The organism is Formosa haliotis (assembly GCF_001685485.1).
Lineage (GTDB): Bacteria > Bacteroidota > Bacteroidia > Flavobacteriales > Flavobacteriaceae > Formosa > Formosa haliotis.
On the sequence record NZ_BDEL01000001.1, the window covers coordinates 337440 to 362189 of the forward strand.

Genomic DNA, 24750 nt, shown 5'->3' on the forward strand with positions numbered 1-24750 from the left:
ACTCGGGATTTTTTATGCGATTAATCTAAAAACAATATATTTAACATGAATTCGATTTAGTTAAGTTAAAACCAACTAGACCTAGATAATTAGAAAAGTCTGGTAATTGCCAATTTAATAACGAATTCACATTAACTAATGTATTTAATAATTATTTAGAATGAAACAAATCACCGTTAAACAACTTGTTTTGGTAGCCGCACTTTGGGCTTTTTTTACCTTTATCTTTTCAAAATTATTATTTCCGCATCATGATGATCGGGAATTAAAAGAGTTGGTTAGTACAGGCCTATCTTACAATATAGCTATAGCAGCCTTAATGTGCTTGGTGTTTAGCTATTTCAAACAAGTAAATATTAGAGTGGGTTTGAATAAAATTCGAACTAAAAAAAATTGGATACTCTATTACCCAGTGTTTGTTATTATGTTCGCAATTATTGTAAATGCAGCACAAGGTATTTATTCGGATATTGGTGCTTTTGGTTGGATTTTTATTAATTGTTTTTTTGTAGGTATTTCCGAAGAACTGATGTTTCGCGGTGTATTATTGAGTGGACTTGTTAATAAAATTGGCTTTATTATGGCTGCAGTTTGCGTTGTAGTTTTGTTTGGACTCATTCACGTATTCAATGTTTTTGTGACAGGAAATCTACTTCAAGGAATTGCACAAGCCTTTATGGCTATGAGCTCTGGTATTTTGTTTTTAGCAATACGCGTAAAAACGCAAAGTATAGTATCTGCAATTATTATTCACTGGTTATGGGATTTTATAGCATTTAGTAGCAGTAGCTCTTTTAATGAAGAAAAATTTACTGGATTAGTAGACTATTTAGCACTTTTAGTAAGCATATTACTTATTTTGAGTCCAGTAATTTTTGGTATTTTAGGTCTTGTTCAACTTAGAAAAAAACAAGTGGTTGCGGATTTTATGGAAACACAGCAACCAGAAATTCAATAAAAATATTTATCGGTATAACTTAATAGAATTACTTACATTTGCACGCGCTAAATCTAGTTAATAAAGTTTAGCACTTTAATTTAATTATTTATAAAAATCATGAAAGCTGGAATTGTAGGATTACCAAATGTAGGGAAATCAACCTTATTCAACTGTTTGTCTAATGCAAAAGCGCAAAGTGCAAACTTTCCGTTTTGTACTATCGAGCCTAATATAGGTGTGGTAAATGTGCCGGACCCAAGATTAGAAAAGTTAGAAGAATTAGTAAATCCAGAGCGTGTAATCCCTGCAACTGTAGAGATTGTAGATATTGCTGGTTTAGTAAAAGGAGCAAGTAAAGGAGAGGGGTTAGGAAATCAATTCTTGGCAAACATTCGCGAAACAGATGCTATTCTTCATGTGTTGCGTTGTTTTGATAATGATAATATTGTGCATGTTGACGGGAATGTAAATCCGATACGCGATAAGGAAACGATCGATATGGAATTGCAATTGAAAGATTTAGAAACCGTAGATAAAAAACTTGAAAAGGTTAAACGTGCTGCTAAAACTGGAAATAAAGAGGCTCAAAAAGAAGAAGCTGTTTTGCTAAACATAAAATCTAGTTTAGAGGCTGGTGTTTCTGTGCGTGCTATAGAATTTAGTGAAGATGATTACGAGGAATTTGTAGCGCCATCGCAATTTATTACAGCAAAACCAGTAATGTACGTGTGTAATGTAGATGAAAATGCTGCTAATACTGGTAATGCATATGTTGATTTGGTAAAAGAAGCTGTAAAAGATGAAAACGCAGAAGTGTTAGTTTTAGCGGTAGGTACTGAAGCCGATATTAACGAACTAGATGATTTCGAAGAACGCCAAATGTTTTTACAAGACATAGGATTAGACGAGCCTGGATCTTCTAAATTAATACGTTCAGCTTATAAGTTATTAAATCAGCAAACATATTTTACCGCAGGAGTAAAAGAAGTTCGAGCTTGGACTATAGACATAGGAGCAACTGCGCCGCAAGCAGCCGGAGTTATACATACCGATTTTGAAAAAGGTTTTATTAGAGCGGAAGTAATTGGTTACGACGATTTTGTTTCTTATGGTAGTGAAGCCAAAGTAAAAGAGGCAGGAAAAATGCGTGTAGAAGGAAAAAATTACGTGGTTAAAGATGGCGATGTTATGCATTTCTTATTTAATGTATAATTCATGTTTAAATTAGAAGCACCATACCGAAATTGCTTTGTTTTAATTTCGGTATTATGTGTGTTCGAGTTTTTTATATTTAGAGATTTACCTTTTTTTTGGGATGCAATATCTAAATCGTCGCGAGCAAATTGGATATATTCTAATCATTTTAGCGATTTAATATTGCCAACCGACAGAAGCTCAGGGCATCCGCAATTATGGACAACCCTAATTGCTTTATTCTGGACAGTCTTTGGTAAAACAATTGCATCGGCAAGATTTTTATTATTACTTATAAATATTGGGGTTGGCTATCAAGTTATTTTACTTTTTAAATATTTTTTTAAAAAAGAATTATCTCCATATTTAATTTTCTTAGTTTTTTTAGACCCTACATTTTTGGCTCAAACAACAAGTTTAAATAACGATATGTTATTGTTATTTTTTACCCTGTTGGGATTGAATGCAGTATTAAGACAGCGCCAATTATTGTTGTTATTAGCTCTAACAGGTGCTTTGTTTACCAATTTGAGAGGGATTTATATTGTTGTTGCCTTGGCTATAATTCAGTTAGTGTATTATAAACAAGGAGTGTTAATCAAAAGTAAAAAGCTATGGTTGCCATTTATATGTTCTGCGACAGTTTTTCTTGTGTTTTGTGTTTATCATTATACTAAATTAGGTTGGGTAATTGTTACTCCTAATCCGGCATATAACTCGCATAGAGAACTTACTACACTTAAAAATATTGGTATTAACACTATAGTGTATATTAAAAATTTCTTAGAATACGGGCGTCTAGTGTTGTATGGAATAATGTTGTTTTTGGGGTATAGATATTTTGAAAATCATATAAAAACTACAGGAATAACTAAGGAGTTTAAATGTATTTTTATACCAATTTTGGTTTTTAGCGTTGTATTTTTTTTAGGCATGGTACCTTTTAGTAACCCAATAGGAACTCGGTACTTTATGATTGTATATATCTTGCTTACCTTATTGCTATTTCATTTTATTCAAGTGCTAAAAATTAAGTATGATTCTGCGTTGTATGGAGTTGTCGCTATTGCACTTATTAGTGGAAATTTCTGGGTGTATCCGGCAACTATTTCTCAGAGTTGGGATAGTAGTTTAGCGTATTTAAATTATTATCCAGTTGAAAGGAAAATGGAAGACTTTTTAGAATCATCAGATATTGAAAGACAAAGTATAGGAACTCGAGTTCGATTTAATAACAGAAATGACGCTGAACTTATTGAATTAAAAGACGAGATGAAATATTCAGATTTTAATATGGAATCTAATCCATACATCATGCTTTCCAATATTGAAAACTACACTAAAGATGAAGAATTTTTGAATATATCCCAAAATTGGGAACTCGTAAAATCCTTTAATCAGTGTGGTATTTTTTTATCACTTTATAAAAACCCAAAGTTTAATCAGAATTAAGAAATAAGATTGTGTTTATTTAAGAAAACCGTCTTATTTGTTAATAAATTGTAGTATTCCAGTTTCATTTTTACATCCGAAATGTTATATTAGCAACTCATCATGAAAAACCTATGTTAGATCAATCCAATTATACCGAAGATAATATACGTTCATTAGACTGGAAAGAACATATTCGCATGCGACCAGGGATGTATATTGGTAAACTGGGAGATGGATCTTCTCCAGACGACGGTATTTATATCCTACTTAAAGAAGTGTTAGACAACTCTATAGACGAGTATGTTATGGGCGCTGGAAAAACTATAGAAATTTCTATCCAGGGTAGTAAAGTTATAGTTCGCGATTATGGTCGTGGAATTCCTTTAGGAAAAGTTGTAGATGTTGTATCTAAAATGAATACCGGAGGGAAGTACGATTCGCGAGCTTTTAAAAAATCGGTCGGATTAAATGGTGTAGGTACAAAAGCGGTAAACGCGCTATCTTCATATTTTAGAGTAGAATCTTCTCGAGAAGGAAAATCTGCTTCGGCAGAATTTGAACAAGGAAATTTAACCGATCAAGAATTTCTAGAAGAAACGACGAGACGTAAAGGAACTAAGGTGTCTTTTGTGCCCGATGAGCTTATTTTTAAAAATTATAAGTTTAGAAATGAGTATGTCGAAAAAATGCTTAAAAATTATGTGTATTTAAATCCTGGTTTAACCATAGTTTTTAACGGGGAAAAGTATTATAGCGAGCATGGTTTAAAAGATTTATTGGCCGAAAATATCAATGAAAATGATATGGTGTATCCAATAATTCACTTAAAGGGAGATGATATAGAAGTCGCTTTAACACACAGTAAAACACAGTATTCCGAAGAATATCATTCTTTTGTAAACGGTCAGAACACAACTCAGGGGGGTACTCATTTAGCAGCGTTTAGAGAAGCCTTGGTAAAAACACTTCGTGAGTTTTATGGTAAAAATTACGATGCTTCAGATGTTAGAAAATCTGTGGTATCTGCCATTGCAATAAAGGTAATGGAGCCTGTATTTGAGAGTCAGACTAAAACAAAATTAGGATCTACAGATATGGGTGGCGATTTGCCAACGGTGCGTACCTATGTAAATGATTTTGTTAAAACATATTTAGATAATTTTCTTCATAAGAATCCAGATACTGCCGATAAAATTCAGCGTAAAATTCTTCAGGCAGAGCGTGAGCGTAAAGAATTGTCTGGAATTAGAAAGCTTGCAAAAGATCGAGCCAAAAAAGCAAGTCTTCATAATAAAAAATTACGCGATTGCCGCGTACATTTTGGAGATATTAAAAACGAACGCAATTTAGAATCCACCTTGTTTATTACCGAGGGAGATTCTGCATCGGGAAGTATTACCAAATCACGCGATGTAAATACTCAAGCTGTTTTTAGTTTAAAAGGAAAGCCTTTAAATTGTTATGGTTTAAGTAAGAAAATTGTTTACGAAAACGAAGAATTTAACTTGCTACAAGCGGCATTAAATATAGAGGAGTCCATGGAAGATTTACGATATAACAATGTCGTAATTGCCACAGATGCCGATGTAGATGGTATGCACATTAGACTGTTGCTTATAACATTCTTTTTGCAATTTTTCCCGGAAATTATAAAAGAAGGGCATTTGTATATTTTGCAAACTCCGCTATTTCGGGTGCGAAACAAAAAGAAAACCATTTACTGCTATACAGATCAAGAGCGTGTTAATGCTATAGATGAATTGAAGCCAAAACCTGAAATTACGCGATTTAAAGGGTTAGGTGAAATTTCTCCAGATGAGTTTAAACATTTTATTGGCGATAATATTAGATTAGAACCGATAATGTTAGATAAAGACATGTCTATAGAAGAGTTGTTGGAATTCTATATGGGTAAAAATACACCTACACGTCAGAAATTTATTATTAATAATTTAAAAGTTGAAATAGATTTAGTAGCCGATAAAAATGAGAACGGATAACGGAAAGGTAAAAAATATTATAATTTCGATCTATTTCATTTTAGTCGTGATTGCTATAATTATGGCTACTGTTTTTAGTGCTTTTAGTCATTTAACAGATAATGCAGAATTAACTTTCGTAATAATTGTTTTTGTTTTTTTGGGGTTGTTTTTAGCTGTATATTTAATAGCAAAATATTTTGAATACGATAGCGACGGGGTACAAGTTATAGTTTTAAATAAAGGGCTTTTCTTTTCAGATAAATTTAAATATAGAACACACGAAATTGAATTTAAAAAAGAAGAATTAATCGGTTATAAATTCCGTAATTATATCTTTTATAGAAGCTTAACTCTATTTATTAAAAGTGAAAATAAAGGTCCTATAAAAGAGCGATTCAATATTACTCTAGTGAATTATAGAAAGCGAAAATACATTAGACAGTCGCTAAGTAAAATGGTAAAAAAAAATATATCAAATAAAGTATAACTATTAATGGTTGAAAACGATAACGACGAATTAAATACAAATCTTCCAGAAGAGCAAGAAACAATTACCAGGGTTAATGGTATGTTTAAAGATTGGTTTTTAGATTATGCCTCTTATGTTATTTTAGAACGTGCCGTTCCTGCAATTGAAGATGGTTTTAAACCGGTTCAGCGTAGGATTATGCATTCTATGAAAGATTTAGACGATGGCCGTTATAACAAGGTTGCCAATATTGTGGGGCATACCATGCAGTATCATCCACACGGAGATGCCAGTATCGCTGATGCCATGGTGCAAATCGGTCAGAAAGATTTACTTATTGATACCCAAGGAAACTGGGGAAATATTTTAACAGGAGATAGTGCAGCGGCTTCACGTTATATCGAAGCACGTTTGTCTAAATTCGCTTTAGATGTTGTTTATAACCCTAAAATTACAGAGTGGCAAGCCTCTTATGATGGTAGACGAAAAGAGCCCGTAAATTTACCTGTAATGTTTCCGTTGCTTTTAGCACAAGGAGGTGAAGGAATTGCTGTTGGTTTATCTACTAAAATACTACCGCACAATTTTATTGAATTAATAGATGCTTCCATAAAACACTTAAAAGGAAAGCGTTTTACACTTTTTCCAGATTTTCCAACATCAGGAATTGCAGATTTTACAAATTACAATGACGGATTACGAGGTGGTCGTGTACGTGTACGTGCTAAAATCTCTCAATTAGATAAAAATACTTTAGTTATTACTGAAATTCCTTTCGGAACAAATACTTCATCTTTAATTGATTCTATATTAAAAGCCAATGATAAAGGCAAAATTAAAATTAAAAAGATTGAAGATAATACGGCTTCCGATGTTGAAATATTGGTGCATTTACCTGGCGGAATTTCTCCAGATAAAACTATAGATGCGCTTTATGCCTTTACAAGCTGTGAAATTTCAATAGCACCTTTAGGTTGTGTTATAGAAGATAACAAACCATTGTTTGTTGGAGTCACCGAAATGCTTCGTCGTTCTACAGATAATACGGTAGAATTATTAAAAAGTGAACTAGAAATTAAACTAGGAGAACTTGAAGAGCTATGGCATTTTGCTTCTTTAGAGCGAATTTTTATTGAAAATAGAATTTACCGCGATATCGAAGAAGAAGAAACATGGGAAGGTGTTATTCAAGCTATCGATAACGGTTTAAAGCCATATACCACACATTTAAAAAGAGTTGTTACCGAAGACGATATTGTTCGCTTAACAGAAATTAGAATTAAACGTATTTCTAAATTTGACATCGATAAAGCGCAACAAAAAATTGATGCTTTAGATGAGCAGATTGCTGAAGTAAAACATCATTTAGCACATCTAATCGATTATGCCATAGCGTATTTCGCGCGTCTTAAAAAGGAATATGGAGAAGGACGCGAGCGTAAAACAGAAATCAGAATTTTTGATGATGTAGATGCTACAAAAGTTGTTATAAGAAACACCAAGCTCTATGTAAATCGAGCAGAAGGTTTTGTTGGAACTTCTTTAAAGCGCGATGAATATGTGGGGGATTGTAGCGATATAGACGATATTATTGTATTTACTAAAAGTGGTAAAATGATGGTAACTAAAGTCGATACTAAAACTTTTGTAGGTAAAGATATTATTCATGCCGCCATCTTTAAAAAGAAAGATAAGCGTACCATTTATAATATGATTTATCGCGACGGAGCTAAAGGGCCGTCGTATGTAAAAAGATTTGCTGTAACGTCTATTACAAGAGATAAGGAATACGATTTAACTAATGGTGCCAAAGGGTCTACAAGTTTGTATTTTTCGGCTAATCCTAACGGCGAGGCAGAAGTTATTACTATTTTACTTAGACAAGTTGGTAGTATTAAAAAATTGAAATGGGATTTAGACTTTTCAGATATCCTAATCAAAGGACGAGCTTCTAAAGGTAATTTGGTAACCAAATATCCTATCAAAAAAATAGAACTAAAAGAAAAAGGAGTCTCTACTTTAAAACCAAGAAAAATTTGGTTCGACGATACCGTACAGCGTTTAAATGTAGACGGTCGCGGCGAGTTGTTAGGAGAGTTTAGAGGTGAAGATCGTTTGTTAATAATTACACAATCTGGTTTGGTAAAAACCATTTTGCCTGAATTGTCTACGCATTTTGATAGCGATATGATTGTTCTAGAGAAATGGACGCCAAACAAGCCTATTTCGGCAATTTATTTTGATGGTGAAAAAGAACGATATTATGTGAAGCGTTTTTTAATTGAAAACGAGAATAAAGAGGAAGTATTCATTTCTGAACATGAAAAATCGCAATTAGAAATTGTATCTACAGATTGGTTACCGGTAGCCGAAATTGTATTCGGAAAAGAACGGGGAAAAGATCAGAAAGAAAACAGTACTGTTAATCTTGAAGAATTTATAGCGGTTAAAGGTATTAAGGCCTTAGGAAACCAATTAACTACAGATAAAGTGAAGCAAATAAATCTGTTAGATCCAATTCCTTTTGAGTCGCCTGAAGAGGTGCATGCAGACGAATTAGATGTGGTAGATGATGAAATTGTGGAAGCTAAAAAAGAAGCGTCTGATGATGATGCTCAGCCCACTTTATTTTAAAAAATAACATATTTATTTATAAAAGTATCGTATTAAAAACATTAGGTTTTTGATACGATACTTTTTTGCTTTACTATATTTCAATTTATAAGTCTTACCATAATTTGAATACGTAAAACTAGTTGTTTACACCTAAGCCGTGAGAAAACATTTATTGAAGCTATTTAAATGAAGATTCAAAGTTAATGCAGCTGTCTGCGAATGACTTAAAATTTAAAATCTCAGACACTGTAATCCAGATCGAAATTCTAATTATTCAGCACGTTTAGCCATGCCTTTTTGTTTTAAATCTTCGCCTACATAAGAATACTCAAAAGTATAAGAATCTGCTGTTGTGGTTAGTATTTTTAAATGGATATCTTTTCGTTCAACCCGATTTTTCGGATTAATAGTTTTAAAAATAACTTCGCAATCATTAATCCATCGTACTTCAGAAGAGTCTTTCTTACCTTGATAAGTTTCTATTTGTAAATCGTCTGTTCTGTTAAATTCAGACTTATAGATTTTTCCATCAATTTCAATCTCGCTATAAAAATGACCAGTTTTAAAGTCAGAGCAATTGCGCTCAACTTCGTAACAACTTACCATAGATGCAGCCAAAAGAAAAAGAATGAAGTATTTCATAGAGAGAATTAATTTGGCGTAAAAATACTAAAGTTATATCAATTAGATTTTAAAATATATTAGAATTAAACCGGAATAGTTGGAGTAATTCGAAATTCAATTGAAAGGGGTTTTGTGTTCCGTATTTTATTAGAAAATAGTGTCCGGTTTAAAATTACTTCGCATTTTCAAAATTTTTAAAGCTACCATCGGTATAAAAAATAACTATACGTTCTATTTGCTTAGATTCGTCTGTATTTAAAATCTGATTCGGAATTTGATTTGAGGGCGTTTCTTGGGGGTTACTCAATTTAGAAATAGGCTCGGAGGGATTAGAAAATAAATCTGGAGAATTCACTTTTTTCGATTCAGCAGGGAAGTTGCCTTTCCCATTTAGCAACCAATATAATTCTACTTCAGGAAAAGTAGATAATACTTTCATAACAAAATCTAAACTCGGTTTATTTCTTCCAGATAAAATGTGTGAGATAGATGAGCGCTGTACACCAATTTTTTCAGAGAAAGAAGAGGCTGATTCTCCGTAAAAATCGATAACCTTTTGTAGGCGTTTTGAGAATTCATCACTGTTTATCATTGTAAACTTAGTTTTAAATATTTATTGATTACAAATGTAACAAAAAGTACGATACATTTAACAATTAGTATGAAATTAACCAATAATTATATAATTTTAAGCTTTATATAATACTATTTAATGTACTGAAAACTTGTTATTTAAGCATTTTATATTTGGATTTGGATTAAACCCTAATTTTAAGAGTCATTTTTGATACAAAAGACTTAATGAATGTATATAAATGTATACAACTTTGTTGTAAAACCTTGTTTACATTTGTAAATATATAATTGTTTACATTTGTATCATAATAAAAAAAGCATGAATATTACAGATATTACTCAGCTCTATAATCGTAATAAGGAGCCATTATTAAACGGTCGTTATATAACCAATTCTCATATTAAACCTCTTCTAGAAAATTTAGAAGCGCCATTTGAAGTTTCAGAAATCGGAACTTCTGTTTTAGGGAAACCAATTTCTGCTATTAAAATTGGTCAAGGACAGAAACGGATCTTATTGTGGTCTCAAATGCACGGTAACGAATCGACAACAACCAAAGCTCTTTTCGATTTTATAAACGTTCTTAAAGATTCGAGTCAATCTTTGGCCTATATTACAGAAGTTTGTACGTTTTATATTATACCTATCTTAAATCCAGACGGTGCAGAAGCTTATACTAGATTAAATGCAACGCCTGTAGATTTAAATCGTGATGCTCAAACTTTATCTCAGCCAGAAAGTAAAGTGCTGAGAGCAGTTTATAACGACTTTAAACCTCATTATTGTTTTAATTTACATGGACAACGTACAATTTTTAGTGCGGGTTCTACAAACAAAACGGCTACCGTGTCGTTTTTATCGCCTGCACAAGACGAAAATAGATCGATTACCGATTCTAGAAAAATTGGAATGGATATTATTGCCGAAATGAATTCTACGCTTCAGCAGTTAATTCCAGGTAAGGTTGGGAGGTACGATGATTCTTTTAATATAAATTGTGTAGGAGACAGTTTTCAGTCCTTTAATGTGCCAACTATATTATTTGAAGCGGGACATTTTGAAAATGATTACGATAGAGATATTACCCGATTCTATATTTTTAGTTCGTATGTAACAGCTTTTAATTATATCGCAACATCAGATGTTTCTGGGGCTAATTACAATGAATATTTTAAAATTCCAGAAAACGATAAGTGCTTTTACGACATCATAATTCGTGATGCAAATGTAGGTACAGAAGAAAATCCGGAGATTTTAGATGTAGGTATCCTGTTTGTTGAAAAATTAATTAACAAAACTATTGCGTTTTCTGCAAAGGTTGAAACCATTGCATTATTATCAAAATTTTATGGTCATAAAGAGATTAATGCTAATAAAATGAGGGTGTTAGCACCTCATGAAGAAGCAGTGGTAGCAGGTGCCGAAATCGATTTCGTTACAATTGGGAATGGTAAATTTTTATTAAAATTGTGAAAACGTTAATAATTTGATAAGAATATTATATAAAAATGTATTATTTTTGCTGTAAAGAACAAAAAGTACAGATATGGCAAAATTTAAATTAGACGAAATAGATCATCAAATTCTTGATATGTTAATCGACAATACGAGAGTTCCTTTTACAGATATCGCAAAAAAATTATTGATTTCGGCGGGTACTGTGCATGTTAGAGTTAAGAAAATGGAAGATGCAGGTATTATACAAGGGTCTTCTTTAACTTTAGATTATAAGAAATTAGGATACTCTTTTATTGCTTATATAGGAGTGTATTTAAACAACACATCGCAAACAACATTTGTTTTAGAGCGTATAAACGAATTACCTTTTGTAACAGTAGCACATATTACTACTGGCAAATTTAATATTTTCTGTAAAATTAGAGCACGTAATACTGCACATGCCAAAGATGTTATCTTTATGATTGATGATATTGAAGGTGTTTACAGAACAGAAACAATGATTTCTTTAGAAGAAAGTATTAACGATAAAAAGCGTTTAATGCATTACATTTTTAAAGAACTTTAATGAGATCTTTATAGTTTATAAAAAAAGAGCCAATTGTTTAACAATTGGCTCTTTTTTATTCATCATCATCGGTACAAACTACATCTGCACTTAATGTGGTGTCTTCGTTATCTGGGTAATCTATAATGACGTGACCAAGACTATTAATTTCTAAATCTTCAGTATTGTCGAATTTCGCCATGGTGTAATGGAGTTTGCAACTCACTTTAACCAAATAAATGGCATCATCTGTTTTTACTTCTACAGCTTCAATGGTTTCATTTCTGTGGTTATCAAACTTTATAATATCATTATCACTATAACCATCAGGGAATTTTTCTGTTAGTGTAGATAGAATTTCTGGCGTTAGTTTTTTGTAATCAACAATAATTTTTTTCATCTTAAATAGATTTAGATGTTAAATAGTATTGCTAAAATTTGCTTTATTTTGGGTGTTTTAAATTTACAAATTATTTTTATTTAAAGCATCTCGTTATAATAATTTAACGCTTCAATTATTAAATCGTTAGGCACTAAACAATCGATTTGAGTATCTCCTATAGATTTTAGTAGTACAAAATTTACGTTACCGTGAGAATTCTTCTTGTCGTATTTTAAAAGTTCAATAATAGGTTCGTAATCCTCTTCATTAATCCTTACATCGTCGTATATGTTATTAATTACATCTTTAATTTCTGTGTTCTCGGCTTCACTTAAACCAGAAAGTTTAGAAGATATATAAGATTCTAAAATCATACCAATAGCAATCGCTTCGCCATGAAGTAAATCTTTTTTGTGAGGATGGCTTAAAAAATAAGATTCAACGGCATGCCCAAGGGTGTGTCCGTAATTTAAGGTTTTTCTTAAGCCATTTTCGTGAGGATCAATATCTACAACGTGTTTTTTAATTTGAATAGATTCGTAGATTAACTCGTCTAAATGTTCAACATTTAAATCGGACATTGATTTAAACTTGTCCCAATACAATTTATCTTGTATTAACCCGTGTTTAAGCATCTCTGCAAGCCCCGAACGCATTTCGGTTTGCGGTAATGTTTTTAAATATTCAGGATCTATAATAACCATTTGTGGCGTGTTAATAACTCCAATTTGGTTTTTTAATGCACCTAAATCTACACCGGTTTTTCCTCCAACAGAAGCATCAACCATGGATAATAGAGTAGTAGGTACGTTTATAAAAGCAATACCTCGTTTAAATGTAGAAGCTACAAAACCACCTAAATCTGTAATTACTCCACCTCCTAAATTAATAACTAAACTTTTTCTATCTGCACCTAGCTCGGAAAGTACATTCCAAACACCTACACAAGTTTCAATTGTTTTGTTTATTTCGCCAGATTCAATTTCAATAATTTCTATTGTAGCCGATGTATTTATCGATTCTAATAAATGTGGTAAGCAAAGTTCGTGTGTGTTTTCGTCTACGATTATAAAAATGCGAGAAGGATTGTTTTCTTTTATATACTCGTTTACAGCATGATATGCGCTTGAATTAAAGTGGATTTTATAGGTTTTCGTTTCGATAGTTTTCATAAAAAAAGTGTCATAAAAAATAGCCGTGAAAATAAGGAGATTTTTGGGAAAAAGTAAGTTTAGCTTGATTATATTTGCAAAAATTTTCAGATTTAATGATAGAGAACTCCATTTTTGATAATACTGAAATTGCTTTTGCATTAAAAAGCGATTCTGAATTGGAAAGAGCCTATTTTCTTTTCAAAATGATTTCAATAGAGCCTTTAGTGCGTATTGGAACGGCCGCGACTAATTTTGCTATTAAAGCAAAGTTACCTGTAGAAGGGTTAATAAGGGCAACAGTATTCGATCATTTTTGTGGTGGCGTTAATGAAGAGAATTGCTTGCCAGTTATCGATAAAATGTTCGAAAAAGGTGTAAGTTCTGTTTTAGATTATTCTGTTGAAGGAAAAGAAACTGAAGCCGAATTTGATAAAGCCCTAAACATTACTTTAAAAATTATAAGTTTTGTAGACGAACGTAAATCTATGCCTATTGCGGTTTTTAAACCGTCGGGATTTGGTAGAATTGCCTTGTACGAAAAGATTGGAAATAAAGAGACTTTAACGGCAAAAGAGGCAGAAGAGTGGGCTCGTGTTTTAAATCGATTTGAAACCGTTTGTGCAGCAGCAAAAAAGCATGATATAGAATTATTAATTGACGCCGAAGAGAGCTGGATGCAAGATGCTGCCGATGATTTAATTACCGATTTAATGCGAAAATTTAACACCGAAAAACCGGTGGTTTATAATACCCTACAAATGTATCGTCATGATCGGTTAGACTTTTTAAAGCAACAACATGCTTTAGCGAAAGCAGAAGGTTTTTATTTAGGATATAAGTTGGTTCGTGGAGCCTATATGGAGAAAGAAAATGAACGTGCTGAGAAATTGGGTTACCCAAGTCCGATTTGCGAAAGTAAAGAAGCAACCGATAATAATTTTAATGCAGCCGTTGTTTATATGTTAGATCATTTAGAAGATATGTCGCTCTTTAATGGTACGCATAATGAATACAGTTCATATTTATTAATGGATTTAATGAAACAAAAAGGAATTGCTAATTCCGATAATCGTGTTTGGTTTGGTCAGCTTTACGGGATGAGCGATCATATCAGTTTTAATTTATCTCATTTAGGTTATAATGTCGCTAAGTATGTGCCTTTTGGCCCCGTTAAAGATGTGATGCCATATCTTATTAGACGGGCAGAAGAAAACACTTCTGTAGCCGGGCAAACCGGACGTGAGTTGGCCTTGTTATCTAAAGAGAAAAAGAGAAGGAAAGCGGAACATTAATTTCTGCTTTTTCTATATTGATATTTATAAGAACGTCCCACATTTATATTAAAATGTGGGACGTTCTTCTTCTTATAAAATTTCAAACCTTTCTTTATGCTAGTGAATTATACGTAAAGTAAATAGTATTGGTCCGGTATTGATATTTCATAATCAGCTATATTTGTTTTTATTAACCAAATGAGTTGTTTTGAATATTATAATTATTCTGGGTATTATTTTTTTTCCACTAGTTTTTGCTCTATACTACTCTAAGAAGGAGAAAAAGCGAGATGAAAAAAAGATTATAAGAATAAGGCCTCATAGAGGGTACATGCTATTATTAATATTAGTCCAATTTTGTTGGTTTGCTATAGGAATGACTATTTTATTTTTTTCAGTAAAAGGAATAATTAAAATAGTACTTTATGATTACTCTTTGCCAACATTATTTGGGTTAATTATTCTGTCAATTCTGGCTTTCTTTAGTGTTTTTATGATTCCATTTTTTTTAGTGCTTGTAAATCATTTATGGGTCGATTTGAATAAAAATATGTATTACAACGTAGAAGAAAAAATACTAAACATTGATGGAAATGCAATTAATTTATTGTCGGACACTCTAAGAATTACTATTTACAAACCAACACTTTGGATTATTAATCCAATTGTATCCAATAATTTGCGATGGAAAAATTATGATCTGAATAGAAAAATTGAATTTTCAGATCATTTTAAAACTTTTGAAATATCAAAACTGAATTATATTCCTAATGACTTAAATCAAATGATTCTAAAGAATAAAAATTTGAAAATTATCCGAAAAAAATTTAATTGGATGAAGCCTGGACTTTAGAACTCCAATTTCTCACCCTGTTCAGGGAAAATTAAATTTAAACCCAAATCGTTTTGATCTTGTAATTGCTTTTTTATCGCTGTCATATTTTCAACAGGAAGTTTTAAATGCGTAATTATAGTATTAAAACCAGTTAGCGCTTTTTTACCTGTTAAATCCTGTAAGACTTTGAGTTCTTTATAAAACCAATTTGGGGTTAAGTGCCCAAATAAAGCGGTGTCTGCTTGATGATTCGGGAAAGAAACTTCAATAAACATGGCACGTAATTTTTTGCTTTTTATTAGTGGAGCAATCACTTTCCAAAGATTTTTAAGGTCGGCGCTTTTTTCAATGGCATCAGGGCCAGTATCTCCTAAATATAAAATATAATCCTCGTTTTTTCGAATTAAGAAAGCTGTGCTTCTAAACGGATTAACATGACTAAGAGGAAATGGGGTTACCCACATATCGGTATTTGAAATCGGAATTTCTTCTAAAAGATTTAAGGTTTTAAAATGATAGCGTTTAATTTGAAATCCAGGACCTTCATCTCCAAAATTAGCCCAAGTTTCGCCATTAAAATAATGATTTTGCATCATGGCCATGCATTCTTGTGTAGCATATATTGTTTTGGGTGAATCGGCAGGAGAATTAATAATAAGGCCAGACACATGATCTAAATGCGCATGTGAGATTAAATAACCTTTTATATAATCTTGTAAAACTGTAGATGTTGGAACATTGAAAACCTTGTTAGCAACCGACTTTTCAATGCCAGCATGAATTGTACCGGCATCTAAACATACATATTTTGAGGATTGAATAGGGGCGACTAAATATGCAGATAAATTACTCTCATCCACACCTCCTTTTACACCTAAAGGAACAACTTGAAATACTGGTGATTGTTGAGCGAAAAGGGTGTTGCAGCCAATAAAAAAACAACATAGGTAGTAAACAAAAGATTTCATTTAAGAATAAGTTTATAGTTTATCAATCCCTTAAACGGTACATTTAATCAAGTAGCTTAATATCTTCGATAGTAGCCGTTTCATCGCAGTTTTTTACAATTAATGCAATGGTTTTTTTGTTTAAAGTACCATCTAAATAATATGTTTTACATGGTGTAGTGTGTGTTTCACTTTTAGAGAAATTAACATCACCTTTTCTTAAAACATGATTAATTATAATAGTATCCAGCTGTTTTTCCTGAATTATGTGTTTAGCTGTCTCACTGTACTCAATATGTTTTGTGTTGATGTTTTTAATTACGCGAGCATCGAGACCATAACTACAGGAGGTTTTTTTTCCACTTAAAAAAAATGCTAATACTATAAATCCTATCGAAAATCCACCAAGGTAATATCCAAATCGTTGTAAAACTGTCATTTAAAAGATTAAAAGATTAATATCACTGTGTTTTAAGTTAAACCATTCTCCAACGGAGCGGTTTGTTAAAATACCGTGGTAAAAGTACAATCCATTTTTCAATCCTTTCTCAAATCTTAAAGAATTTTCTAATCCGCCTTCTTCGGCAATTTTTAATAGGTATGGAGTAAATATATTACTAATTGATACCGAGGCTGTTCTAGAAAATCGTGCTGGAATATTAGGGACACAATAATGTATAACCCCGTGTTTATTAAAGGTAGGAATTTTATGAGAAGTGACTTCGCTCGTTTCAAAACATCCGCCCATATCGATACTAACATCCATAATTACAGAGCCTTTTTTCATAGATTCTACCATGGTTTCGGTTACTATAATTGGAGATCTCGATTTTCCACGAACGGCACCAATAGCTACGTCGCAACGTTTTAAAGCTTTAGTTAAGTTTTTGGGCTGAAAAGTAGATGTATAAATGGGACGCCCCAAGTTGGTTTGAATCCTTCTTAATTTTGAAATAGAATTATCGAATACCTTAACATTGGCTCCAAGACCAATAGCACTTCGAGCAGCGAATTCTCCAACAGTTCCAGCTCCTAAAATCACAACTTCTACTGGTGGAACACCGCAAATATTACCAAACAATAAACCATTTCCTTGATTTATATTAGATAGCAATTCTGCTGCAATAATCACAGCTCCTGTACCTGCTATTTCACTTAAAGAACGTACAGCTGGGTAATGCCCGTCGTCGTCTCTAATAAATTCGAAAGCTAGGGCTGTGATACGTTTTGCTGCTAATGCTTCAAAATATTTTTTATGTTGCGTTTTTAATTGTAGCGCAGAAATTAAGATGGTTTGCGGGTTAATAAGATTGATTTGGTCTAGAGTAGGAGGTTCTACTTTTAATATCATAGGGCACGAAAAAACCTTTGCGGTATCTTTAGTGATTTCGGCACCTGCTTCGCTGTAATCGCGGTCCGTAAAATTAGATCCTAATCCAGCACCCGACTCCATTAAGACTCTGTGTCCGTTACTTATTAAGGCCGAAACAGCATCTGGCGTTAAACAAACACGTTTTTCTTGATATGCGGTTTCTTTAGGAATACCAATAAATAAATTGCCTTTATTTTTTAGAATCTCTAGTGTTTCTTCTTGTGGAATTAACTGCTGATACGTAAACGGAGAAAATGATTTAGACATATTTTAGACCCTCTTAGAAAGTAGTCAAATTACAAATAATATTTTGATTGCTTAAAAGTAATTTTAAAAATAATCTTTTAGTCTTTCCATAAATCCTTTAGGCGAAATTTTGAATTCATCTTCTAATTCTTGAAGAGATTGATCTACAGTATTTACTTTGTCAAAAATTTTAGCTCGTATTAAATAAATAGATGGAATGATTATCGCCATAATAGGAATTAAGTAAAAAATTTGATTACTATCGACATATTGTAAATCGTCATTTAATATGGTAAATATTTGAAAGCTGAACATAGCTATTGGAACAAGTAATACATGGTACCACCAATGACGGCACGTAAAAAACCAAACGAAAAATAATAATAATGGAATTATTTTACTTGTCAATGTCCACGCTACGACATAAATACTGCCATAAAATTTACTGTCATATGTAAATAAAAAAGTGTTCCAAACCTTAATGTCTGGAACACTTTCGTATAAATAAAAGAAATATGGAGTAGCAGCTATAAAAGTTGCAATAATACTCCCTATTATTAAACTTTTATTATCCGTGCGTTGGAACTTTGATTCTCCATCTTTCGATTTGTGGCGCTTGTTGGTCATCTAAATTAATAAGGTTTGATGCTTGAGCTGTAAATAACATGCCTCCAAAAATCGCCATGGCGATAACGTACTTTTTAGTTTTCATAATTTTAAGGGATTTAATTAATTAATGATTCAAATATATAGAATGCATTTATAAAAAAACGACCCAAATGTTAAAATTATGTTAAAATTAACTATTTTGGTGCAAGTGCATTACGGGAAAACCGTACTTCTTTAAGTTTTAGACTAAAAAGTCAACTTAAATACTGCTCAAGCGCTATATTTTCAATTTTTATTAAATGTTATTTTTCTAGTTTCAGTATCTAAACTTTCAATTTTTAAACGATTACAAGGCTCGTTAGATAATATATTTTTAACCTGATCTGGCCATTCTATAAATATCCATTCTTTAGAATCTAAATAATCTTCAATTCCAAAGTTGTATGCCTCTTCTTCATCCTTCAATCGGTAAAAGTCAAAATGATATACCAAACCTTCATTAATACTATATTCATTTACAATAGAAAAAGTAGGGCTACTAACATCGTCCTTGCAGCCTAGTAATTTAACTAAAGCTTTAATCAAGGTTGTTTTACCAGCTCCCATGTCTCCATAAAATAATATGGTTTTAGATGTTGCTGTTTCAAGTATTTGTTTGGCAACAACTTCTAAATCATTTATATGGTATTCTCGAGTATTTAACATAGTATATATGCAATTATAAGTAATAAAAACTAAAATTACTAATGATTTATTTAGATGATAATTGTATTAATAATTTCGCAAAGTAATTATTTTGGGTTTAAAACTACAAATGGAATTATCATTTCTTCTAATGAAACACCTCCATGCTGATAGGTGTTTCTGAAATAACTCACGTAGTGATTGTAGTTATTAGGATAAGCAAAAAACAAATCATTTTTAGCAAATATAAAAGAACTACTCATAGTTATACTTGGTAAATGTACCGATTTAGGATTTTTTATTTCCAAAACATCTTTAGATTCGTAAGTTAGGCTTCGTCCTGTTTTATAACGAAGATTTAAACTCGTATCGCGATCGCCAACCACCTTAGAAGGGTTTTTTACGTTTATTGTTCCGTGATCTGTAGTTAATATCAATTTAAATCCGAGTTGCTGCGCTTGTTGAATGATTTCGAATAATGGTGAGTTTTTAAACCAGCTTTGCGTTAAGGAACGGTAAGCCTTATCGTTCGAAGCCAATTCTTTTACAACATCCATTTCGGTTTTGGCGTGAGAAAGCATATCTACAAAATTATAAACAACCACAGTAAGATCGTTATCTTTCATCGATCTAAAATTATCTACAAGCTTTTTCCCAGTTTTTAAATTCGTGATTTTGTGATACTCTGTGACCAGATTTTGTAAGCCTAGACGTTTCATTTGGGCCTGTAAAAATTCGGCTTCAAATAAATTCTTTCCACCATCGTCGGTATCGTTTTTCCAATATTCAGGATGAAGTTTCTCCATATCACTTGGCATAAGCCCTGAGAAAATAGCATTTCTTGCGTATTGTGTTGCTGTTGGTAAAATGCTATAAAACGGAATTTCGGCTTCCTTTTTATAATGGTTTAATATAAAAGGTTCGAAGGCTTTCCATTGGTCGTACCTTAAATTATCTATAACAACGAGTAAGGTTGGCTGCTCTTTACTTAGTTGTGGAACAACTTTTTCTTTAAATAAGGTATGCGACATTATTGGAGCATCTGTACCAGCTTCGAACCAATTTTGATATTGTTTACCTATAAATTTGCCAAACAGAGCGTTGGCTTCGGTTTTTTGAGATTCTAAAATTTCGAACATGCCTGCATCTTCAATATTTTCAAGCTGAATTTCCCAATACACTAATTTTTGATAGAGGTTTGCCCAGTCTTCAAAAGTATTAACCATGGCTAAATCCATCGCAATTTTTCTGAATTCTTGCTGGTAGTTCGATGTGGTTTTTTCTGAAATTAATCGTGAATGATCTAAATTCTTTTTTAAACTTAAAAGAATCTGATTTGGGTTTACAGGCTTTATAAGGTAATCGGCAATTTTGTTACCAATAGCTTCTTCCATGATATATTCTTCCTCACTTTTAGTAATCATAACCACAGGTAAGGTATTGTCTAGCTCCTTAATTTCATTTAAAGTTTCTAAACCTGTTAAGCCTGGCATATTTTCATCAAGAAAAACAATGTCGAATTTTTTAGTTTCTAATACCTCAAGTGCTTCAGATCCGCTAGTACATTTTGTAACCGAATAATTTTTTTTCTCTAAAAATAGAATGTGTGGTTTAAGTAAATCAATTTCATCATCAACCCAAAGTATATTTATGTTATTCATATCGTTATATTTGTAATGTTTTTGTGATTTTTTAATATGTTTTTAGAAAATTATCTCAAGCAATTTTAAACTTACTAGATGAATAAACTTAAAATATTAAACGATCCAATTTACGGATTTATTACCATACCAAATTCGTTAATTTTCGATTTAATTGAACATAAATATTTTCAGCGTTTAAGACGAATCACCCAAATGGGAATGTCTTATTTGGTTTATCCAGGCGCCCATCACACACGATTTCATCACGCAATAGGTTGTATGCATTTAATGCAGAAGGCTATTAATGTACTTCGTTTTAAAGGTGTTAGCATTTCAGATGAAGAAGAAACGGCTTTAAATATAGCCATCCTTTTACACGATATTGGTCATGGTCCGTTTTCGCATGCCATGGAGCACAGTATAGTAAACAGTGTGTCTCACGAGCAGATTTCGCTGTTGTTTATGGAGCAATTAAACGATGAATTTAACGGAAGTTTAACGCTGGCCATTTCGATTTTTAAGGGTGAATACCACAGAAAATTTATGTATCAGTTAATTTCGTCACAATTAGATATGGATCGCGCCGATTATTTAAAACGCGATAGTTTTTATACAGGAGTTGCAGAAGGAAATATTAATAGTGAGCGTTTAATAACCATGTTAAGTGTGGTGAACGATGAATTGGTGGTGGAGTATAAAGGTATTTATAGCGTAGAAAAATTTCTTGTAGCCAGACGTTTAATGTATTGGCAAGTGTATTTACATAAAACGAGTGTGGTTGCCGAGCAATTGGTAATTCGTGTTTTAAAACGCGCTAAGGAATTATCGCATGATAAGGTAGAATTAAAAGCTAGTAGGGCATTATCATATTTTTTGACACACGAAATTAATGCTTCAAATTTTACTACAGAAACTTTAGACACCTTTTCTAAGTTAGATGATTACGATATTGTTTCGGCTATGAAAGAGTGGCAATATCACGACGATTTTGTATTGCGTAACCTGTGCGAAATGATTTTAAATCGCGATTTGTTGAAAATCAAGTTAAAAAAGAAAAAAATAGGAAAAGATATTTTAAAGTCGCACCTCACAGATTTAATCTCTAGATGTGATATTAGTCAAGAAGAAGCCGAATATTTTGTATTTACGGGCGAATTAACCAATCAGGCTTATCAGCAAAAAGGTAAACAAATAAAAATAGTTTATAAATCGGGAAAGATAGAGGATATCGTTAAGGCTTCAGATCAATTAAATTTGAAAGCACTTTCAAAACCAGTGACTAAATATTATATATGTTATCCTAAAGCTAAACTTTAGGACATTTTTCCTATTTTTGCGACGATGAAATTTACAGCAGAACAAATAGCAGGGATTTTAGAAGGAGAAGTGGTTGGTAATCCCAACGTAGAAGTTTCTACTTTATCTAAAATCGAAGAGGGTATTGAAGGTGCACTAACGTTTTTAGCAAATCCGAAATATACTTCATATATATATACAACAAAGGCATCTATTACGATTGTAAATAATACATTTAAGCCAGAACACGATATAAATACAACTCTAATAAAAGTGAATGATGCATACAAAGCATTTTCAAAATTATTAGAATTTTATAACTCTGTGAAATTAAGTAAAGAAGGGATAGAACAACCTTCGTTTATTTCAAATTCTGCTAAACATGGTGAACACATATATATAGGAGCATTTACATATATAGGAGAAAATGTAAAGTTAGGGGATAACGTAAAGTTGTTTCCAAACACCTATATAGGCGACAATGTAACGATAGGAAATAATACTACCATTTTTGCGGGATCTAAAGTGTATTCGGATTGTATTATAGGAAACGATTGTGTAATTCATTCCGGTTGCGTTATAGGTGCAGATGGTTTTGGATTTGCTCCAAATGAATTAGGTGAATATGAAAAAGTACCACAAATAGGAAATGTTATCTTAGAAGATTTCGTAGATATTGGTGCTGGTACAACTATAGATAGAGCTACATTAGGCTCTACAATTGTTAGACGTGGTGTGAAATTGGATAATCAAATTCAAATAGCACATAATGTTGAAATTGGAAAAAACACCGTTATTGCTGCACAAACGGGAATAGCAGGTTCTACCAAAATAGGCGAAAATTGTCAAATTGGTGGACAAGTTGGAATTGTTGGACATATTACAATTGGTAATCATGTTAAAATTCAGGCCCAATCTGGTATCAATAGAAATATAAAAGATTACGAAGTGCTTCAAGGCTCGCCCGCATTTAATTTGGGAGATTTTAGTAAATCTTATGTGCACTTTAAAAATTTGCCTAAACTAGTTAAAGAATTAAACGAAATAGAAAAAAATAATGGCGATAGTTAGTACAGAAATTAAACAAAAAACCATTAAAAACGATGTGTCTTTAAATGGCGTTGGACTGCATACAGGTAATAATGTGTCCTTAACTTTTAAGTCTGCACCTGATAATTTCGGTTTCGCTTTTAAACGATTGGATTTAGAAGGTACACCTATAATAGAAGCAGATGCAAACTATGTTACAAATACCGAACGAGGTACTTGTTTAGAAAAAAATGGTGTTATTATTCAAACCTGCGAGCATGTACTAGCTGCTTTAGTAGGTTTAGATTTAGATAATGTTTTAATCGAATTAAGCGCTGCAGAACCACCAATTATGGATGGGTCTTCAAAGTTTTTTGTTGAAGCTTTAGAGAAAGCAGGTATTGTAGAACAAGACGAATGTAGAGAAGAATATGTCGTTACCGACGTTATTTCGTATATGAATGAAGAAACGGGAAGCGAAATTCTATTAATGCCAGCCAAAGAATATCAAGTAACTACCATGGTAGATTTTGGTACTAAAGTATTAGGTACTCAAAATGCAACCTTGAATCAGATTTCCGATTTTAAGACAACCATTGCAGATTCTAGAACATTTAGTTTTTTACACGAAATAGAAACGCTTTTAGAGCATGGCCTAATAAAAGGAGGCGATTTAAATAATGCTATTGTTTATGTAGATAAAGAATTATCTCCAGAAACTATGGAGAAATTAAAAGTCGCATTTAAAAAGGATAAGATTGCTGTGAAGCCAAATGGAATTTTAGACAATCTTACTTTGCATCATCCTAATGAAGCAGCTAGACATAAATTATTAGATGTAATTGGAGATTTAGCTTTAATAGGAACTCGTATTAGAGGTAAAATTATAGCAAATAAACCAGGACATTTTGTAAACACGCAGTTTGCTAAAAAAATGTCTAAAATTATTAAAAACGAAAGACGTACTAACGTTCCTAATGTCGATTTAAATCAGGAGCCTTTAATGGATGTTAATCAAATAATGAATATGTTGCCGCACAGACAACCGTTCTTATTAATTGACAAAATTTTCGAATTATCTGCTACAGGTGTAATTGGTATGAAAAACGTTACCATGAACGAACCTTTCTTTGCAGGTCACTTTCCAGGAGCACCTGTAATGCCAGGTGTGTTAATTGTAGAAGCAATGGCACAAACTGGAGGGATTATGGTATTAAGTACAGTTCCAGATCCTGAAAATTATTTAACTTTTTTCATGAAAATTGATAAAGTTAAGTTTAAGCAAAAAGTGGTTCCTGGCGATACCTTAATTTTTAAATGTGATTTAATAACACCAATCCGAAGAGGGATTTGCCATATGCAAGGGTATGCCTACGCTAATGGAAAATTATGTGCAGAAGCCGAATTAATGGCGCAAATTTCAAAAGTAAAATAATAC

Annotated in this window: 23 protein-coding genes; 13 read left to right on the forward strand and 10 right to left on the reverse strand. The window is 32.2% G+C overall.

Annotated features, from left to right (window positions below; all coding sequences use genetic code 11):
* Positions 1-160: 160 nt before the first annotated feature.
* The 6 genes from A9D35_RS01335 to A9D35_RS01360 all read left to right on the forward strand — a co-directional run bounded on the left by A9D35_RS01335 (position 161) and on the right by A9D35_RS01360 (position 8653).
* Positions 161-958 (forward strand): CPBP family intramembrane glutamic endopeptidase, encoded by a 798-nt coding sequence (locus tag A9D35_RS01335; RefSeq protein ID WP_066217994.1) that lies wholly within the window; start codon positions 161-163, stop codon positions 956-958.
* 99 nt (positions 959-1057) lie between these two features.
* The gene (gene ychF, locus A9D35_RS01340; protein WP_066217996.1) at positions 1058-2152 is read left to right on the forward strand and encodes a redox-regulated ATPase YchF; all 1095 of its coding nucleotides are present in this window, start codon (positions 1058-1060) and stop codon (positions 2150-2152) included.
* 3 nt (positions 2153-2155) lie between these two features.
* Positions 2156-3586, forward strand: a complete 1431-nt coding sequence (locus A9D35_RS01345; protein WP_066217997.1) for a hypothetical protein — start codon at positions 2156-2158, stop codon at positions 3584-3586.
* A gap of 113 nt (positions 3587-3699) precedes the next feature.
* Complete coding sequence (locus tag A9D35_RS01350) at positions 3700-5568, forward strand: DNA topoisomerase IV subunit B (protein WP_066218000.1); 1869 nt, start codon at positions 3700-3702, stop codon at positions 5566-5568.
* Positions 5555-6037, forward strand: coding sequence for a hypothetical protein (locus A9D35_RS01355; RefSeq protein WP_066218002.1), 483 nt, complete (start codon positions 5555-5557; stop codon positions 6035-6037). Before A9D35_RS01350 ends, A9D35_RS01355 begins: the two co-directional genes overlap by 14 nt.
* A gap of 6 nt (positions 6038-6043) precedes the next feature.
* Positions 6044-8653: a DNA gyrase/topoisomerase IV subunit A gene (locus A9D35_RS01360; RefSeq protein ID WP_066218004.1), complete on the forward strand. Its 2610-nt coding sequence runs from the start codon at positions 6044-6046 to the stop codon at positions 8651-8653.
* Positions 8654-8905: 252 nt separating this feature from the next.
* On the opposite strand, the gene A9D35_RS01365 is transcribed toward A9D35_RS01360, so the two are convergent.
* Entirely contained in the window at positions 8906-9277 is a 372-nt protein-coding gene (locus A9D35_RS01365; RefSeq protein WP_066218005.1) for a DNA topoisomerase IV, read from the reverse strand.
* A 154-nt stretch (positions 9278-9431) separates the two neighbouring features.
* Positions 9432-9851, reverse strand: a complete 420-nt coding sequence (locus A9D35_RS01370; protein ID WP_066218007.1) for a helix-turn-helix domain-containing protein — start codon at positions 9849-9851, stop codon at positions 9432-9434.
* A gap of 303 nt (positions 9852-10154) precedes the next feature.
* On the opposite strand from A9D35_RS01370, the gene A9D35_RS01375 reads away from it, so the two are divergent.
* Positions 10155-11309 carry a M14 family metallopeptidase gene (locus tag A9D35_RS01375; RefSeq protein ID WP_066218009.1) on the forward strand — a complete coding sequence of 385 codons (1155 nt, stop codon included), beginning with the start codon at positions 10155-10157 and terminating at the stop codon, positions 11307-11309.
* 73 nt (positions 11310-11382) lie between these two features.
* The gene (locus tag A9D35_RS01380) at positions 11383-11862 is read left to right on the forward strand and encodes an Lrp/AsnC family transcriptional regulator (RefSeq protein WP_066218011.1); all 480 of its coding nucleotides are present in this window, start codon (positions 11383-11385) and stop codon (positions 11860-11862) included.
* A 55-nt stretch (positions 11863-11917) separates the two neighbouring features.
* On the opposite strand, the gene A9D35_RS01385 is transcribed toward A9D35_RS01380, so the two are convergent.
* Both A9D35_RS01385 and aroB read right to left on the reverse strand, forming a co-directional pair.
* On the reverse strand, positions 11918-12241 hold the full coding sequence (locus tag A9D35_RS01385) for a hypothetical protein (protein ID WP_066218013.1): 324 nt from the start codon (positions 12239-12241) through the stop codon (positions 11918-11920).
* Positions 12242-12321: 80 nt separating this feature from the next.
* On the reverse strand, positions 12322-13395 hold the full coding sequence (gene aroB, locus A9D35_RS01390) for a 3-dehydroquinate synthase (protein ID WP_066218015.1): 1074 nt from the start codon (positions 13393-13395) through the stop codon (positions 12322-12324).
* Positions 13396-13490: 95 nt separating this feature from the next.
* Here aroB and A9D35_RS01395 point away from each other — a divergent pair, with 95 nt between their 5' ends.
* Both A9D35_RS01395 and A9D35_RS01400 read left to right on the forward strand, forming a co-directional pair.
* Entirely contained in the window at positions 13491-14669 is a 1179-nt protein-coding gene (locus A9D35_RS01395) for a proline dehydrogenase family protein (RefSeq protein ID WP_066218016.1), read from the forward strand.
* A 190-nt stretch (positions 14670-14859) separates the two neighbouring features.
* The gene (locus A9D35_RS01400) at positions 14860-15504 is read left to right on the forward strand and encodes a hypothetical protein (protein ID WP_066218018.1); all 645 of its coding nucleotides are present in this window, start codon (positions 14860-14862) and stop codon (positions 15502-15504) included.
* On the opposite strand, the gene A9D35_RS01405 is transcribed toward A9D35_RS01400, so the two are convergent.
* The 6 genes from A9D35_RS01405 to porX all read right to left on the reverse strand — a co-directional run bounded on the left by A9D35_RS01405 (position 15501) and on the right by porX (position 21005).
* Positions 15501-16454, reverse strand: a complete 954-nt coding sequence (locus A9D35_RS01405; RefSeq protein WP_066218019.1) for an MBL fold metallo-hydrolase — start codon at positions 16452-16454, stop codon at positions 15501-15503. The two genes, A9D35_RS01400 and A9D35_RS01405, sit on opposite strands and share 4 nt — an antisense overlap.
* A gap of 43 nt (positions 16455-16497) precedes the next feature.
* Entirely contained in the window at positions 16498-16872 is a 375-nt protein-coding gene (locus A9D35_RS01410) for a DUF4258 domain-containing protein (RefSeq protein WP_066218020.1), read from the reverse strand.
* A complete protein-coding gene (locus A9D35_RS01415; RefSeq protein ID WP_066218022.1) occupies positions 16873-18072 on the reverse strand; it encodes an alanine dehydrogenase in 1200 nt (399 codons plus the stop codon).
* A 63-nt stretch (positions 18073-18135) separates the two neighbouring features.
* Positions 18136-18678 carry a hypothetical protein gene (locus tag A9D35_RS01420; RefSeq protein ID WP_066218024.1) on the reverse strand — a complete coding sequence of 181 codons (543 nt, stop codon included), beginning with the start codon at positions 18676-18678 and terminating at the stop codon, positions 18136-18138.
* Between the two features lie 267 nt (positions 18679-18945).
* On the reverse strand, positions 18946-19365 hold the full coding sequence (gene tsaE, locus A9D35_RS01425; protein WP_066218026.1) for a tRNA (adenosine(37)-N6)-threonylcarbamoyltransferase complex ATPase subunit type 1 TsaE: 420 nt from the start codon (positions 19363-19365) through the stop codon (positions 18946-18948).
* A gap of 86 nt (positions 19366-19451) precedes the next feature.
* Positions 19452-21005: a T9SS response regulator signal transducer PorX gene (gene porX, locus A9D35_RS01430; RefSeq protein ID WP_066218028.1), complete on the reverse strand. Its 1554-nt coding sequence runs from the start codon at positions 21003-21005 to the stop codon at positions 19452-19454.
* A 78-nt stretch (positions 21006-21083) separates the two neighbouring features.
* Between porX and A9D35_RS01435 the strand changes: the two genes are divergently transcribed.
* The 3 genes from A9D35_RS01435 to A9D35_RS01445 are packed head-to-tail and all read left to right on the forward strand — an operon-like array spanning position 21084 to position 24747.
* Positions 21084-22304, forward strand: coding sequence for an HD domain-containing protein (locus tag A9D35_RS01435; RefSeq protein ID WP_066218030.1), 1221 nt, complete (start codon positions 21084-21086; stop codon positions 22302-22304).
* Positions 22305-22328: 24 nt separating this feature from the next.
* On the forward strand, positions 22329-23354 hold the full coding sequence (lpxD, locus tag A9D35_RS01440) for a UDP-3-O-(3-hydroxymyristoyl)glucosamine N-acyltransferase (RefSeq protein ID WP_066218032.1): 1026 nt from the start codon (positions 22329-22331) through the stop codon (positions 23352-23354).
* Positions 23341-24747: a bifunctional UDP-3-O-[3-hydroxymyristoyl] N-acetylglucosamine deacetylase/3-hydroxyacyl-ACP dehydratase gene (locus A9D35_RS01445; protein ID WP_066218034.1), complete on the forward strand. Its 1407-nt coding sequence runs from the start codon at positions 23341-23343 to the stop codon at positions 24745-24747. Before lpxD ends, A9D35_RS01445 begins: the two co-directional genes overlap by 14 nt.
* The last annotated feature ends 3 nt before the right edge of the window (positions 24748-24750 follow it).

What these genes read in the sequence shown, in the direction of transcription:
- porX (WP_066218028.1), bottom strand. Translation starts at nt 21,005, where the DNA reads ATGAATAACATAAATATACTTTGGGTTGATGATGAAATTGATTTACTT.
- A9D35_RS01435 (WP_066218030.1), top strand. Translation starts at nt 21,084, where the DNA reads ATGAATAAACTTAAAATATTAAACGATCCAATTTACGGATTTATTACC.
- A9D35_RS01380 (WP_066218011.1), top strand. Translation starts at nt 11,383, where the DNA reads ATGGCAAAATTTAAATTAGACGAAATAGATCATCAAATTCTTGATATG.
- A9D35_RS01445 (WP_066218034.1), top strand. Translation starts at nt 23,341, where the DNA reads ATGGCGATAGTTAGTACAGAAATTAAACAAAAAACCATTAAAAACGAT.
- A9D35_RS01420 (WP_066218024.1), bottom strand. Translation starts at nt 18,678, where the DNA reads ATGACCAACAAGCGCCACAAATCGAAAGATGGAGAATCAAAGTTCCAA.
- A9D35_RS01385 (WP_066218013.1), bottom strand. Translation starts at nt 12,241, where the DNA reads ATGAAAAAAATTATTGTTGATTACAAAAAACTAACGCCAGAAATTCTA.
- A9D35_RS01350 (WP_066218000.1), top strand. Translation starts at nt 3,700, where the DNA reads ATGTTAGATCAATCCAATTATACCGAAGATAATATACGTTCATTAGAC.
- A9D35_RS01335 (WP_066217994.1), top strand. Translation starts at nt 161, where the DNA reads ATGAAACAAATCACCGTTAAACAACTTGTTTTGGTAGCCGCACTTTGG.
- A9D35_RS01375 (WP_066218009.1), top strand. Translation starts at nt 10,155, where the DNA reads ATGAATATTACAGATATTACTCAGCTCTATAATCGTAATAAGGAGCCA.
- A9D35_RS01355 (WP_066218002.1), top strand. Translation starts at nt 5,555, where the DNA reads ATGAGAACGGATAACGGAAAGGTAAAAAATATTATAATTTCGATCTAT.
- A9D35_RS01365 (WP_066218005.1), bottom strand. Translation starts at nt 9,277, where the DNA reads ATGAAATACTTCATTCTTTTTCTTTTGGCTGCATCTATGGTAAGTTGT.
- tsaE (WP_066218026.1), bottom strand. Translation starts at nt 19,365, where the DNA reads ATGTTAAATACTCGAGAATACCATATAAATGATTTAGAAGTTGTTGCC.
- A9D35_RS01345 (WP_066217997.1), top strand. Translation starts at nt 2,156, where the DNA reads ATGTTTAAATTAGAAGCACCATACCGAAATTGCTTTGTTTTAATTTCG.
- A9D35_RS01405 (WP_066218019.1), bottom strand. Translation starts at nt 16,454, where the DNA reads ATGAAATCTTTTGTTTACTACCTATGTTGTTTTTTTATTGGCTGCAAC.
- A9D35_RS01395 (WP_066218016.1), top strand. Translation starts at nt 13,491, where the DNA reads ATGATAGAGAACTCCATTTTTGATAATACTGAAATTGCTTTTGCATTA.
- ychF (WP_066217996.1), top strand. Translation starts at nt 1,058, where the DNA reads ATGAAAGCTGGAATTGTAGGATTACCAAATGTAGGGAAATCAACCTTA.
- A9D35_RS01415 (WP_066218022.1), bottom strand. Translation starts at nt 18,072, where the DNA reads ATGTCTAAATCATTTTCTCCGTTTACGTATCAGCAGTTAATTCCACAA.
- A9D35_RS01370 (WP_066218007.1), bottom strand. Translation starts at nt 9,851, where the DNA reads ATGATAAACAGTGATGAATTCTCAAAACGCCTACAAAAGGTTATCGAT.
- A9D35_RS01410 (WP_066218020.1), bottom strand. Translation starts at nt 16,872, where the DNA reads ATGACAGTTTTACAACGATTTGGATATTACCTTGGTGGATTTTCGATA.
- aroB (WP_066218015.1), bottom strand. Translation starts at nt 13,395, where the DNA reads ATGAAAACTATCGAAACGAAAACCTATAAAATCCACTTTAATTCAAGC.
- A9D35_RS01360 (WP_066218004.1), top strand. Translation starts at nt 6,044, where the DNA reads ATGGTTGAAAACGATAACGACGAATTAAATACAAATCTTCCAGAAGAG.
- lpxD (WP_066218032.1), top strand. Translation starts at nt 22,329, where the DNA reads ATGAAATTTACAGCAGAACAAATAGCAGGGATTTTAGAAGGAGAAGTG.